The organism is Vibrio sp. V09_P4A23P171, from assembly GCF_963875615.1.
GTDB lineage: Bacteria > Pseudomonadota > Gammaproteobacteria > Enterobacterales > Vibrionaceae > Vibrio > Vibrio anguillarum.
Genome location: NZ_CAWNMR010000008.1, coordinates 42,650 through 56,406 on the forward strand (window position 1 = coordinate 42,650; position 13,757 = coordinate 56,406).

Here is a 13,757-nt window from a genome sequence, read left to right on the forward strand (position 1 = left end):
CTCTCTCACTATTTTATCCGTGCCCTATTGTGCCATGTTCCACATGAAACATCTTGCTGTTTGACTCAATCATGTCTGCAACTTGGCCTTGCGTAATAGAACTTACAAAAACTTGTGCCCCCGTCGATTTTAAGCAATCCGCTAAACGCTTACGACGATGGCTATCTAATTCGGAAGCAAAGTCATCAATTAAATAGATGCATTGCTTACCTGTCAGCTCGGTTAAGTGTTGTCCTTGTGCGACGCGCAGTGCACACACCATTAATTTAAGCTGACCGCGTGATAGAACATCTTCAACCGGTGTTCCATTGACCTTTATTTTTAAATCCGCTTTATTAGGGCCACTGAATGTGTAGCCTAGCGATTGATCGCGTTCGAAGTTTTTCTCGAGGATTTGTTGATAGGGCGTCTCTTTTTCCCAACCACGATAATACTTCATTTGCACATCAAATTCTGGCAAAAAACTGCGACACAACGCCTCGGCAACACACTTCATTTGCGTCACATAATGTGTGCGCCATGCATCGATTTGTTCAGCCAAGCGCGCCATCTCCTGATCCCAATAACTGAGTTCACGATAATGGGTTGCCGTTTTTAACAACGCATTGCGCTGCTTATTGAGGCGCTTAAAACGCCCCCATGCATCATAAAAGGCAGGTTCACTATGAAATACCCCCCAATCAATAAATGCACGTCGTTGTTTTGGTCCATCGGTGAGCAGATCAAACCCTTCCGGATGAATCAATTGCAAAGGTAAAACTTGTGCCAGTTGCGCCAGTTTTTGCCCAGATTGACCGCCTATTTTAACCTCTGTTGAACCGTCACGCTGCTTATTAATGCCAATCGGTAGCTCAAATTGATCCGAGGTCAAAAAACGCCCATGCACAAACAGCTCCTGGCACTCATTTTGTATGACGCGTCCGGTTAAGGCGCTTTTGAACGAGCGACCATGACCCAGCAGGTAAATCGCTTCCAGTACACTGGTTTTGCCGCTGCCATTAGGGCCAATAAGAAAGTTAAAGCCTGATGATAATGGGATATCACAGGCTTTAATATTACGAAATTGTTGGACGATTAAACGAGTCAGCGGCATTGCGCAAACTTAAAGTCGGATCGGCATGACGACATACATCGCGCTGTCGTCATCGCGATTTTCAATCAGCGCGCTGGCGTTGGCGTCAGACATCGATACACGAACCTGTTCACAACGTAATGTATTCAGTACATCGAGTACATAGCTGACGTTAAAACCGATTTCGATGGCGTCGCCTTCAAAGGTGACATCCAACAACTCTTCCGCTTCTTCTTGCTCTGGGTTGTTGGCGGTAATGCGCATTTCATTATCCGCAAGATTAACCCGTACCCCGCGAAACTTTTCATTTGAGAGAATCGCGGCACGAGAAAATGCCTGACGTAACTCATCACAGCCCGTTTCTAAGGTTTTGGTCGTTTGCTGCGGCATAACGCGGCGATAATCAGGGAAGCGGCCATCAACCAGCTTAGAAGTGAAGATGAAATTATTCACTTGGGCGCGCAAATTTGAGCTACCAATTTGCAGCACAACCGGCTGTTCTGGCGCATCAAGTAACTTGACCAGTTCCTGTACCCCTTTACGCGGCACGATGATCTGTTTATTGGCAAAATCCGCGCTGAGTGCCGTTTGCGAAACCGCCATACGGTGTCCATCGGTTGCCACAGAGCGCAAGGTTGAACCGTCGATTTCAAATAGCATACCGTTCAGGTAATAACGCACATCTTGGTTAGCCATCGAAAACTGGGTTTTCTCAATTAAACTGCGCAGTTCTGCCTGAGTGAGCGACACTTCCACTTCACTTTGCCAATCTTCAATATTAGGAAAGTCACTGGCAGGTAAGGTTGCCAGAGAGAAACGGCTACGGCCAGAACGCATCTGAATGCGATCGCCTTCCAATACCACGGTGATCACGGCGCTATCGGGCAAGCCGCGACAAATATCTAAAAATTTACGCGCAGGGACAGTGATGCTTCCTGCTTCGCACTCACCTTCAAGTGTCACACGGCTAATCAGTTCGACTTCAAGATCGGTCGCCGTCATCGACAGCTCGTTCTCTTCCACTTTGAGCAACAAATTACCAAGAATTGGCAAAGTCGCACGTCCGCCTAATGTTCCAGATACTTGCTGAAGTGGCTTAATGAAGTGGCTACGTTCAATAGTAAATTTCATAGTTAGCTCTTACGATGTTATCGGGCGACCCCAAATGTGAGGGTTAAAATAGCTGATATAAGAAGGTTGTGCATCAAGAAGACAGGGTACGAATTAAATTCGAATAGTCTTCTTTGATGTCGTGGCTCTCTTCACGTAACTGCTGGATTTTACGGCAAGCGTGCAGCACTGTCGTATGATCTCGGCCACCAAATGCATCACCAATTTCAGGCAAGCTGTGGTTAGTCAGCTCTTTAGCCAGTGCCATCGCCAACTGGCGTGGACGAGCAACCGAGCGAGAGCGACGTTTAGAAAGCAAATCCGCCACTTTAATTTTGTAGTATTCCGCCACGGTCTTTTGAATGTTATCAATGGTGACCAATTTTTCTTGCAAAGCTAATAAGTCACGTAGCGCTTCACGCACAAAATCGATGGTGATCGGACGGCCGGTAAAGTTAGCGTTGGCGATAACACGGTTTAGTGCACCTTCCAATTCACGCACGTTGGAACGTAAGCGTTTGGCAATAAAAAAGGCAACTTCATCGGCAAGATGAATTTGGTGATCTTCTGCCTTCTTCATTAAAATCGCGACACGCGTTTCAAGCTCTGGTGGCTCAATCGCAACCGTCAAACCCCAACCAAAACGAGATTTCAGGCGATCTTCCACCCCATTGATCTCTTTCGGATAGCGGTCGGAAGTCAAAATGATTTGTTGGTTACCTTCAAGCAATGCGTTAAAGGTATGAAAGAACTCTTCTTGCGAACGCTCTTTATTAGCAAAGAATTGAATATCATCGATCAAGAGTGCATCGACACTGCGGTAATAGCGTTTGAACTCTTCAATCGCATTATTTTGCAGCGCTTTCACCATATCTTGCACGAAACGCTCTGAGTGCATGTAAATCACTTTCGCATTCGGGTTGTTATCAACAATCGCATTACCAACGGCGTGCAATAAGTGTGTTTTACCTAGCCCTGTACCACCGTATAAGAAGAGTGGGTTATAGGCCGCGCCGGGGTTATCGGAAACTTGACGCGCTGCAGCCAAACCAAGTTGGTTCGATTTACCTTCAACGAAGTTATTGAACTTATGTTTAGGGTTAACGTTTGATCTGTGATTAATGTCTGCCACAACCGTGTCGTTTTCCCACGTACGATGTACTGGTTTACGCGCTTGTAACTGTGCAGGAGCTGAAGATTCAGCCGCGACATCCGCTTGAGTACGAACGGGAGCAGCTTTAGGCGCGCTGACCCGGCGACTCCCCACTTCAAAACGCAGGTTCGGGGTATCGTGGCCACAATGCTCTTGCAGTAGTCGGTTGATGCTGTTGATGTATTTATCGCGCACCCAATCAAGCACAAATCGGTTTGGGGCGAATAAAGTGAGAGTATTGTCATTGAGCTCCGCTTGTAACGGACGTACCCACATGCTGAATTCCGCTGCTGGTAACTCTTCTTGAAGCTGTTGCAAACATTGCAACCAAAGCGAAGATGACACGGTTGCCCTCACCCTAAGTAAATGATCGAAAAGACTGGCGATTTTACCTGTTGATAACCAAGATCGCCAGCGATTGATCCGTGATCCAGTGAATAAGATCGAAGTTATTCACACAATTTGCGCTTGATTTTTGTCGATCTTCACAATTAGCACCACTTTACCCACACGATGATCCACATATACAAGGATCCTCTATACTTATCCCCAATTGTGTCACTATGTTCGGTTATGGTTAATAACTACTGGTTATTTATTCTATTGAGTGCTTTACCAGTAACATCCCTCTCTATAAATATAAGGAGTTTCAAGATGAAAAACTGGGTTAAAGTCGCCATTACTGCAATTGCACTATCCGCTGCAAGCGTACACGCGGCAACGGAAATAAAAGTCGGCATGTCAGGGCGCTATTTTCCATTCACTTTTGTCAAACAAGACAAGCTGCAAGGCTTTGAAGTGGATGTTTGGGATGAGATAGGTAAACGCAATGATTACGATGTAAAATATGTTACTGCTAATTTCTCCGGTCTCTTTGGCCTGCTTGAAACTGGCCGAATTGACACCATTTCAAACCAAATCACCGTCACAGAAGCACGTAAAGCGAAATACTTATTTGCTGACCCGTATGTCATCGACGGTGCACAAATTACCGTTCGCAAAGGTAATGACAGCATTAAAGGGATTGACGATCTTGCCGGCAAAACGGTCGCGGTCAATTTAGGCTCAAACTTCGAGCAGCTACTGCGCAGCTTTGACAAAGACAATAAAATTATCATCAAAACTTACGATACTGGCATTGAACATGACGTTGCTCTTGGCCGTGCCGATGCGTTTGTGATGGATCGCCTTTCGGCTCTGGAATTGATTAAAACAACGGGCTTACCGTTACAATTGGCTGGTCACCCTTTTGAAACCATTGAAAACGCTTGGCCGTTTGTTAACAACGAGCAAGGCCAAAAACTGCAAGCTGAAGTGAATCAAGCGTTAGCCTCGATGCGCGCTGATGGCACACTGAGTGCGATTTCTGAAAAATGGTTTGCTGCCGATATCACCAATAAGTAAATTCCCCTATTATCAAAAGATAGGATTGAGGTGGAACCACACATTCCACCTTTTTTGTTTTAAAAAGGTAAGCCGATGGGATTTGATTTTCACTATATGCTTGAGCTGATGCCAATACTGCTCAGGTATTTAGGCACCACCATGGAGATGGCGACTTGGGGCTTAGTGTTTGCTTTGATCCTGTCGGTCATTTTAGCCAATATTCGTGTGTTCAAAGTGCCCATTTTGGATCCGCTAAGCCAGCTGTACATCAGCTTTTTCCGCGGTACTCCCCTGCTGGTACAACTATTTCTACTCTACTATGGTCTGCCGCAAGTGTTACCGTGGATGGTCGGTTTAAATGCATTTAGCGCCGCGGTGATCGGGCTAACTCTTCACTTCGCCGCTTATATGGCAGAAAGTATTCGCGCCGCCATTTTGGGTATTGATCGCAGCCAAATGGAAGCGAGTTTGTCTGTGGGTATGACCACAAGCCAAGCAATGCGCCGCATTATTTTGCCGCAAGCTACGCGTATAGCGTTGCCATCATTAATGAATTACTTCATTGATATGATCAAATCGACCTCATTAGCTTTTACATTAGGAGTCGCTGAGATCATGGCCAGAGCGCAGATGGAAGCTTCGTCAAGCTTTCGCTTCTTTGAAGCTTTCCTCGCCGTTGCATTAATTTACTGGGCCGTAGTGGTGGTACTGACTCGGGTACAAATTTGGGCTGAAGAGAGACTCAATAAGGCGTATGTACGATGATTAAACTCGATAATATTCATAAGCGCTTTGGCGATACTGAAGTGCTCAAAGGCATCAGCTTAGCAATAGAAAAAGGTGAAATCATCGTCATTATTGGCTCAAGCGGTACAGGTAAATCGACCTTACTGCGCTGCGTCAACTTCCTAGAACGCGCAGACCAAGGCTCCATTACTATTGATGATGTCACCGTCGACACCCAGCAACAGACCAAAGCAGATGTATTAGCACTGCGCAGAAAAACAGGCTTTGTTTTCCAAAACTACGCGCTGTTTGCTCATATGACAGCGAGGCAAAATGTCGCCGAAGGGCTCATTACGGTGCACGGTTGGAAAAAAGATCTCGCCCTGACCCGCGCACAGCAGATTTTGGATGACATCGGTCTTGGGGATAAAGGAGAGAGTTATCCCGCAGCGCTTTCTGGTGGCCAGCAGCAGCGCGTTGGGATCGGTCGTGCGATGGCGCTACAACCAGAATTGCTGCTATTTGATGAACCTACGTCAGCACTCGATCCTGAATGGGTTGGCGAAGTGCTTGCTTTAATGAAGAAATTAGCTACTCATCACCAAACAATGCTGGTGGTTACCCATGAGATGCAGTTTGCAAAAGAGGTAGCCGATCGCGTGATCTTCATGGCCGATGGGCAAATTGTAGAGCAAGGCTCTCCACAGGATATCTTTGGTAATCCACAGGATCCTAAGCTCAAGAAATTTTTAAATCAGGTGGGGATCGACGAAGGATCCTTGTGATTTAAAGGAGACTGCGTATAATCCCCCGACCGGAATTTTAGTGAACCCAATCGTTGACACTTATTGTGACAGTGATTACAATTCCGCCTCTTTGTTGAGAGGCGTCGGATTCCTTTCTTTCTATTAAAGAAGCGAAAATATGCCCACGCCGGGTTTATTTGAACCTAAAAACTACTGATCAGTAAGGTAATTACACATGTCTAAACGCACTTTTCAACCTACCGTTCTAAAGCGCAAGCGTACTCACGGTTTCCGTGCACGCATGGCAACTAAGAATGGCCGTAAGGTTATTAATGCACGTCGTGCTAAAGGCCGCGCGCGCCTGTCAAAATAATTCGCGATTATTTTGAATACGTACGCGTTCAATCGGGAGTTACGTTTGTTAACTCCCGAACATTATAAAAAAGTCTTCCAGCAAGCGCACAGCGCAGGCTCCCCCCATTTCACTATCATTGCTCGCGAAAACGCTCTTACCCACCCAAGGTTAGGGTTGGCCGTCCCCAAAAAACAGATAAAAACTGCTGTTGGCCGTAATCGCTTCAAACGCCTCGCTCGCGAAAGCTTCCGTAATAAACAGCATCAACTTCCTAACAAAGATTTTGTTGTGATTGCGAAAAAGAGCGCGCAAGATTTAAGCAATGAAGAAATGTTCAAACTATTTGAAAAATTATGGCATCGCCTGTCTCGCCCTTCGCGTGGTTAGCAATAGGATTCGTCCGTCTTTACCAAGGAATCATCAGTCCTCTGCTTGGACCACGCTGTCGTTTTACTCCAACCTGTTCAAACTATGCGATAGAAGCGTTGAAAGCTCACGGTTTTGTAAAAGGGTGTTGGTTATCAGGCAAACGTCTATTAAAATGCCACCCTTTGAACGAAGGGGGTTTTGACCCCGTTCCGCCACCAGTCCAAAAACAAGACAGAGATAATTAACGATGGATTCTCAACGTAATATCCTGTTAATCGCCTTGGCACTCGTTTCTTTTTTACTTTTCCAGCAATGGCAAGTAGCAAAGAACCCAGCACCTCAAGCGGTTGAGCAGGCACAAAATAGCAGCACTTTAACTGCACCATCTATGGCTGATGAGTTAGACCCAGCACCAGCAGTAACCAATGCGTCTGCAAAAACCATCACCGTCAAGACTGATGTACTGACTCTGTCAATTGACACGGTAGGTGGTGATGTAGTGAAGGCCGAGCTGAATAAGTACGATGCTGAACTCAATTCAGAAGACCCATTTGTGCTACTTAAAGACATTCCTGGTCACCAGTTTATCGCGCAAAGTGGTTTAGTGGGACCGCAAGGGATCGATTTAAGCAGCAACAATCGTCCAAACTATACTGTTAGCGCCGACACCTTTGCTCTAGCGGATGGTCAAGACGAACTGCGCATTCCCATGACTTATCAAGCCAATGGCCTTGAATACACCAAAACCTTCATCCTTAAACGTGGCAGCTACGCCTTGGATGTTGAATTTGATGTAGTCAACCAATCTGGTAATAACGCGACACTGGGTATGTATGCACACCTACGCCAAAATTTATTGGACGCTGGTGGCAGCTTGGCTATGCCAACTTACCGTGGCGGTGCTTACTCAACACAAGATACACGTTATAAGAAATACAGTTTCGATGATATGCAAGATCGTAACTTGTCACTGCCTTTAGTTAACGGTGAAGGTTGGGCGGCGATGATCCAACACTACTTTGCCAGCGCGTGGATCCCACGTGATGCAGCAGGGTCAAACTTATACACTCGCGTGATTGGCAACTTAGGTGATATTGGTGTTCGCATGCCAAATAAAACCATCGCCAACGGTGAAAAAGCGACATTCTTAGCCACACTTTGGGTCGGTCCAAAACTACAAGATGAGATGGCTGCAGTTGCGCCAAATCTTGATCTAGTTGTCGACTACGGCTGGTTATGGTTTATTGCAAAACCACTACACATGTTGCTTTCATTCATTCAAAGCTTCGTTAGCAACTGGGGTGTAGCAATCATCTGCTTAACCTTCATTGTTCGCGGTGCTATGTACCCACTGACCAAAGCACAATACACCTCTATGGCAAAAATGCGCATGCTGCAACCGAAGCTGCAAGCAATGCGTGAGCGCATCGGCGATGACCGCCAACGCATGAGCCAAGAAATGATGGAGCTGTATAAGAAAGAGAAAGTAAACCCACTCGGTGGTTGTTTACCTATCTTCCTGCAAATGCCTATCTTCATTGCGCTTTACTGGTCATTAATGGAATCGGTTGAACTGCGTCATTCACCTTTCTTTGGTTGGATTCATGACCTTTCAGCACAAGACCCATACTACATCTTGCCACTGCTGATGGGTGTGAGTATGTTTATGATCCAGAAAATGAGCCCGACGACAGTCACTGATCCGATGCAACAGAAGATCATGACCTTTATGCCGGTTATGTTTACGTTCTTCTTCTTGTTCTTCCCATCAGGTTTAGTGATTTACTGGTTGGTATCGAACATCGTTACTTTGATCCAGCAAACCTTGATTTACAAAGCGCTGGAGAAAAAAGGCTTACACTCTAAGTAGCCACTTCAGCAAGAAGTCACACTGACAAGTGAAACAAAGGCGACCTTTTGGTCGCCTTTTTGTTTTTGGCTGATTACAATTGCGCTCATACACCCCTATGTTAGGTACCCTTATGTCTACAGACACCATTGTTGCTCAAGCAACCGCTCCAGGCCGAGGTGGCGTGGGGATTATTCGCGTCTCAGGCCCGAAAGCCGCTCAAGTCGCGCTTGAAGTAACCGGGAAAACACTGAAACCTCGTTATGCGGAATACTTGCCTTTTAAGCATCAAAATGGCACCGAACTTGACCAAGGCATCGCGATCTATTTTCCTAACCCTCACTCCTTTACCGGCGAAGATGTGCTCGAACTACAAGGACACGGTGGCCCGGTCGTCATGGATATGCTGATCAAACGCATTTTGGCTATCAGTGGCTTGCGCGCAGCGCGCCCGGGTGAATTTTCTGAGCGTGCGTTTTTAAACGACAAAATGGATTTAACCCAAGCGGAAGCGATTGCCGATTTGATTGATGCCAGCTCTGAAGAAGCGGCCAAATCCGCTCTGCATTCATTGCAAGGTCAATTTTCCAAACGCATTCACACCTTGGTCGATTCCCTAATCCACCTGCGAATTTACGTTGAAGCAGCGATTGATTTTCCTGAAGAGGAGATCGATTTTCTTGCCGATGGTAAAGTTGCCGCAGATCTGCAAAATATCATCGACAACTTAGACGCCGTGCGCAAAGAGGCCAATCAAGGGGCCATTTTACGCGAAGGGATGAAAGTGGTGATAGCAGGGCGTCCTAACGCGGGCAAATCAAGTTTACTTAATGCCTTATCAGGCAAAGACTCAGCAATCGTCACCGACATCGCAGGAACCACGCGTGACGTACTGAGAGAGCACATCCACATCGATGGCATGCCACTGCATATCATCGATACCGCTGGCCTACGTGATGCCAATGACGAAGTCGAAAGAATAGGTATTGAGCGTGCTTGGGATGAAATAGCAAAAGCAGATCGTGTGCTCTTTATGGTTGATGGCACCACCACAGATGCCACCGATCCGAAAGAAATCTGGCCAGATTTTGTCGATCGATTGCCTGAAAACATCGGCATGACGGTGATCCGCAACAAAGTCGATCAAACCAAAGAATCACTCGGTATCTGTCATGTTAATTCTCCAACCTTAATCCGCCTGTCGGCAAAAACTGGAGAGGGAGTTGATGCTCTGCGTACTCATCTCAAAGAGTGCATGGGCTTTGCTGGGGGCAATGAAGGCGGCTTTATGGCCAGACGACGCCATTTGGACGCGCTAGAGCGCGCCGCACAGCACCTCATGATTGGTCAGCAGCAGCTCGAAGGCTACATGGCTGGTGAAATCTTAGCGGAAGAACTGCGTTTATCGCAGCAACATCTAAACGAGATAACGGGCGAATTTAGCTCCGATGACTTGTTAGGGCGCATCTTTTCGTCGTTCTGTATCGGCAAATGATCGCAGTGAGAAGCTTGATCACTCTTAATTATAGGAATATCTCATGATCCATATCATCACTGGCAGCACCTTAGGAGGCGCTGAATATGTCGCCGATCATCTCAACGATCTACTGCAAGAGCAAGGTTATACTACGACTATCCACAACCAACCCAACTTAAGTGATATACCCTCACAAGGGACTTGGCTCATTGTCACCTCCACGCATGGAGCGGGTGACTACCCAGACAATATCCAACCTTTTATCGCTTCTTTGCAATCAACACCACCGAATACGAGCGAGTTAAAATATGCCGTGGTAGCACTTGGCGATTCAAGCTATGACACGTTTTGCGCAGCAGGTAAGCATGCATATCAACTGCTTGAGGATATAGGTGCAACGCCAATTAGCGACTGTTTCACCATAGATATATTAGAATATTCCGTTCCTGAAGATGCCGCTGAAGTATGGCTCAAACAGCACATCGAACAATTCTAGCGAATGGCATAAAGTCACCAAGCGGCCTGTGAGCCGCTTTTTTTGTACCCTTAAGCTCTGTGTATAACTGTCTCAATACTCGCCATAGAAAAGTTAAGTCCATTTAAAATATTTTAATGTGTATAACTATGCTGTTATTCGGTGATTAACCTATAGTTATCCAATTAATAACTTATGAATTTTACGACCCTGTGCATAACTAGCCTTTTTGATCCCAGCTAATACACGATTAGATCATGTCAGGATCACAGCTTGTGATCCTCTTAAAAACCATGATCTTGTTGATCATTTATCGGTTATCCACAGATATGCTCGATCCTAATAATAGATCTAATAAAAGATCTCTATATAGATCTTATATATTATTAACTTACCAAGCTCAGATTAAAAAAGCAGAAAAGCGATTTTCTAGCCAGTGGAAAGCAGGTAGAATACGCCTCTTTTGTCAGTCCATGCTTCATTGAATACCTGAGGTCGGTTCATGCTTTATCACGAAAAATTTGACGTCATTGTGGTCGGTGGTGGCCATGCTGGAACGGAAGCCGCTCTCGCTGCAGCTCGTACTGGTCAAAGTACGCTATTGCTTACCCATAACATTGAGACTCTAGGACAGATGTCGTGCAATCCTGCGATTGGCGGAATTGGTAAAGGACATCTGGTTAAAGAAGTCGATGCCATGGGCGGTCTAATGGCACAAGCGATTGATCATGCAGGTATTCAATTTAGAACACTCAATGCCTCAAAAGGGCCAGCGGTTCGAGCGACTCGAGCCCAAGCAGATCGTGCGCTTTACAAATCGTATGTGCGTGATGTGCTTGAAAACACGCCAAACTTAACTTTGTTCCAACAAGCGGTCGATGATCTTATCGTTGAAAATGATCGTGTAATGGGCGTTGTGACTCAAATGGGCCTCAAATTCCACGCCAAAGCGGTAGTATTGACGGTAGGCACCTTCCTTGGTGGAAAGATCCACATTGGTCTTGAAAACTTCTCAGGAGGCCGCGCAGGAGATCCTCCATCGATCGCATTAGCGCAACGTTTACGTGAACTGCCGTTTCGAGTCGATCGTTTAAAAACGGGTACGCCACCAAGGATCGATGCCCGTAGCGTGGACTTCTCAGTGTTAGAAACACAACACGGTGATAACCCAACGCCTGTTTTTTCCTTCATGGGACAACGTGAACAGCATCCACGTCAAATACCATGCTACATCACGCATACCAACGATAAAACGCATGATGTGATCCGTGCCAATCTTGATCGTAGTCCGATGTACGCAGGTGTCATCGAAGGTATCGGCCCACGCTACTGCCCATCGATCGAAGACAAAGTTATGCGTTTTGCCGACAAAAATAGCCATCAAATTTTTATCGAGCCTGAAGGTTTGACCACGACAGAACTCTACCCTAACGGTATTTCCACCAGCTTACCGTTTGATGTACAAGTGCAGATCGTTCGCTCAATGAAAGGGTTTGAAAACGCACATATTGTTCGTCCGGGTTACGCCATAGAGTACGATTTTTTCAATCCACAAGATTTAAAACAAACCTATGAAACCAAATTCATCAGTGGTTTGTTCTTTGCTGGTCAAATCAACGGCACCACCGGATACGAAGAGGCGGCAGCGCAAGGGTTAATGGCTGGTTTGAATGCAAGCTTATTTAGCCAAGAAAAAGAAGGCTGGAGTCCACGCCGTGATCAAGCTTACATGGGCGTGTTGATCGATGATCTTTCCACTATGGGTACCAAAGAACCTTATCGCATGTTTACCTCTCGCGCTGAATATCGCTTACTGCTACGCGAAGATAACGCCGATTTGCGTTTAACCGAAAAAGCCAGAGAGTTAGGTTTAGTCGATGATGTGCGCTGGGCGCGTTTTAATCAAAAAATGGAAAACATGGAAATCGAGCGTCAACGTTTGAAACAAACGTGGATGAACCCGAACTCCGTTGGTGTTGATGCACTGAATGCGTTGCTCAAAACACCCATGTCTCGTGAAGCAAGTGGTGAAGATCTACTACGTCGACCTGAAATCACCTATCAACAGCTCACGTCGCTTGAGTCATTTGCACCAGCATTGAACGATAGTGAAGCGGCTGAGCAAGTTGAAATTCAAATCAAATACGATGGTTATATTCAGCGTCAGCAAGATGAGATCGACAAATCATTGCGCCATGAGCACACTAAATTGCCGCTGGATCTTGACTATAAACAGGTCAAAGGCTTGTCCAACGAAGTGATCCTTAAGCTTAACAATGCCAAGCCTGAAACAGTTGGTATTGCCTCTCGTATTTCTGGTATTACACCTGCTGCTATTTCTATCTTATTGGTTTATTTGAAAAAGCAAGGTGTACTGAAGAAAGGGGAAGACGCCGCATGAGCGAGTTAAGAACGCGTCTCGATGATTTAATTGGTCAAACCGATCTCGAGGTCAATGAGCAGCAACGTAGCCAATTAGTCGGTTACGTGGAACTGCTGAATAAATGGAACAAAGCCTACAATCTCACCTCAGTGCGCGATCCTATGGATATGTTGGTGAAACATATTTTAGATAGTATAGTGGTAAGTCCTCACTTACAGGGTGAGCGTTTTATCGACGTTGGTACTGGGCCTGGTTTACCTGGTATACCTCTCGCTATCATGAATCCTGATAAAACCTTTTACTTACTCGATAGTTTAGGTAAGCGCATTCGTTTTATTAAACAAGTTCTGCATGAGCTTGGTATTAAAAATGTGACCACGATTCAAAGTCGAGTCGAAGAGTTTCAGCCTGAAGTAAAATTTGATGGCGTACTGAGCCGTGCGTTTGCTTCAATGCTCGATATGGTGGAATGGTGTCACCATTTACCAAAAGAAACATCGGGCCGATTTTTAGCCCTGAAAGGACAACGGCCAGATGAGGAAATAGCCACACTACCTGAGTGGTGTTCTGTGACTGATGTCAAAGCTTTGAAAGTTCCTGAGTTGGAAGGTGACCGTCATCTTGTAATCTTATCTCGCAAGGGATAACAGCGAGGC

General features: G+C 45.9%; 14 protein-coding genes. 11 read left to right on the plus strand and 3 right to left on the minus strand.

The genetic code is table 11. The features are described from left to right. Positions 1-13: 13 nt before the first annotated feature. From recF to dnaA, 3 genes are all read right to left on the minus strand, one after another. Positions 14-1,093, minus strand: coding sequence for a DNA replication/repair protein RecF (gene recF / locus AACT23_RS03515; RefSeq protein WP_019281696.1), 1,080 nt, complete (start codon positions 1,091-1,093; stop codon positions 14-16). 9 nt (positions 1,094-1,102) lie between these two features. Then, positions 1,103-2,203: a DNA polymerase III subunit beta gene (gene dnaN, locus AACT23_RS03520; protein WP_017046368.1), complete on the minus strand. Its 1,101-nt coding sequence runs from the start codon at positions 2,201-2,203 to the stop codon at positions 1,103-1,105. Positions 2,204-2,276: 73 nt separating this feature from the next. Then, on the minus strand, positions 2,277-3,680 hold the full coding sequence (gene dnaA / locus AACT23_RS03525; protein WP_010319947.1) for a chromosomal replication initiator protein DnaA: 1,404 nt from the start codon (positions 3,678-3,680) through the stop codon (positions 2,277-2,279). A 309-nt stretch (positions 3,681-3,989) separates the two neighbouring features. On the opposite strand from dnaA, the gene AACT23_RS03530 reads away from it, so the two are divergent. The 11 genes from AACT23_RS03530 (at position 3,990) to rsmG (ending at position 13,748) form a co-directional block, all read left to right on the plus strand. Continuing rightward, the gene (locus AACT23_RS03530) at positions 3,990-4,739 is read left to right on the plus strand and encodes an amino acid ABC transporter substrate-binding protein (protein WP_026027668.1); all 750 of its coding nucleotides are present in this window, start codon (positions 3,990-3,992) and stop codon (positions 4,737-4,739) included. A 75-nt stretch (positions 4,740-4,814) separates the two neighbouring features. Next, positions 4,815-5,486: an amino acid ABC transporter permease gene (locus tag AACT23_RS03535; protein WP_010319949.1), complete on the plus strand. Its 672-nt coding sequence runs from the start codon at positions 4,815-4,817 to the stop codon at positions 5,484-5,486. After that, entirely contained in the window at positions 5,483-6,232 is a 750-nt protein-coding gene (locus AACT23_RS03540; protein ID WP_013855580.1) for an amino acid ABC transporter ATP-binding protein, read from the plus strand. Before AACT23_RS03535 ends, AACT23_RS03540 begins: the two co-directional genes overlap by 4 nt. 196 nt (positions 6,233-6,428) lie before the next feature. Beyond that, positions 6,429-6,566, plus strand: coding sequence for a 50S ribosomal protein L34 (gene rpmH / locus AACT23_RS03545; protein WP_010319951.1), 138 nt, complete (start codon positions 6,429-6,431; stop codon positions 6,564-6,566). A 12-nt stretch (positions 6,567-6,578) separates the two neighbouring features. Beyond that, positions 6,579-6,935: a ribonuclease P protein component gene (gene rnpA, locus AACT23_RS03550; protein ID WP_026027667.1), complete on the plus strand. Its 357-nt coding sequence runs from the start codon at positions 6,579-6,581 to the stop codon at positions 6,933-6,935. Next, positions 6,902-7,162, plus strand: coding sequence for a membrane protein insertion efficiency factor YidD (yidD, locus tag AACT23_RS03555; RefSeq protein ID WP_010319953.1), 261 nt, complete (start codon positions 6,902-6,904; stop codon positions 7,160-7,162). The genes rnpA and yidD overlap by 34 nt, the downstream gene beginning before the upstream one ends. A 2-nt stretch (positions 7,163-7,164) precedes the next feature. Further along, on the plus strand, positions 7,165-8,787 hold the full coding sequence (gene yidC, locus AACT23_RS03560) for a membrane protein insertase YidC (RefSeq protein WP_017046370.1): 1,623 nt from the start codon (positions 7,165-7,167) through the stop codon (positions 8,785-8,787). Between the two features lie 112 nt (positions 8,788-8,899). Then, positions 8,900-10,261, plus strand: coding sequence for a tRNA uridine-5-carboxymethylaminomethyl(34) synthesis GTPase MnmE (gene mnmE / locus AACT23_RS03565; protein WP_026028517.1), 1,362 nt, complete (start codon positions 8,900-8,902; stop codon positions 10,259-10,261). A gap of 43 nt (positions 10,262-10,304) precedes the next feature. Then, positions 10,305-10,739, plus strand: a complete 435-nt coding sequence (gene mioC / locus AACT23_RS03570; RefSeq protein WP_017044116.1) for an FMN-binding protein MioC — start codon at positions 10,305-10,307, stop codon at positions 10,737-10,739. Positions 10,740-11,220: 481 nt separating this feature from the next. Further along, positions 11,221-13,119 carry a tRNA uridine-5-carboxymethylaminomethyl(34) synthesis enzyme MnmG gene (gene mnmG / locus AACT23_RS03575; protein ID WP_017047816.1) on the plus strand — a complete coding sequence of 633 codons (1,899 nt, stop codon included), beginning with the start codon at positions 11,221-11,223 and terminating at the stop codon, positions 13,117-13,119. Further along, entirely contained in the window at positions 13,116-13,748 is a 633-nt protein-coding gene (gene rsmG / locus AACT23_RS03580; protein WP_010319958.1) for a 16S rRNA (guanine(527)-N(7))-methyltransferase RsmG, read from the plus strand. Before mnmG ends, rsmG begins: the two co-directional genes overlap by 4 nt. Positions 13,749-13,757: the final 9 nt, after the last annotated feature.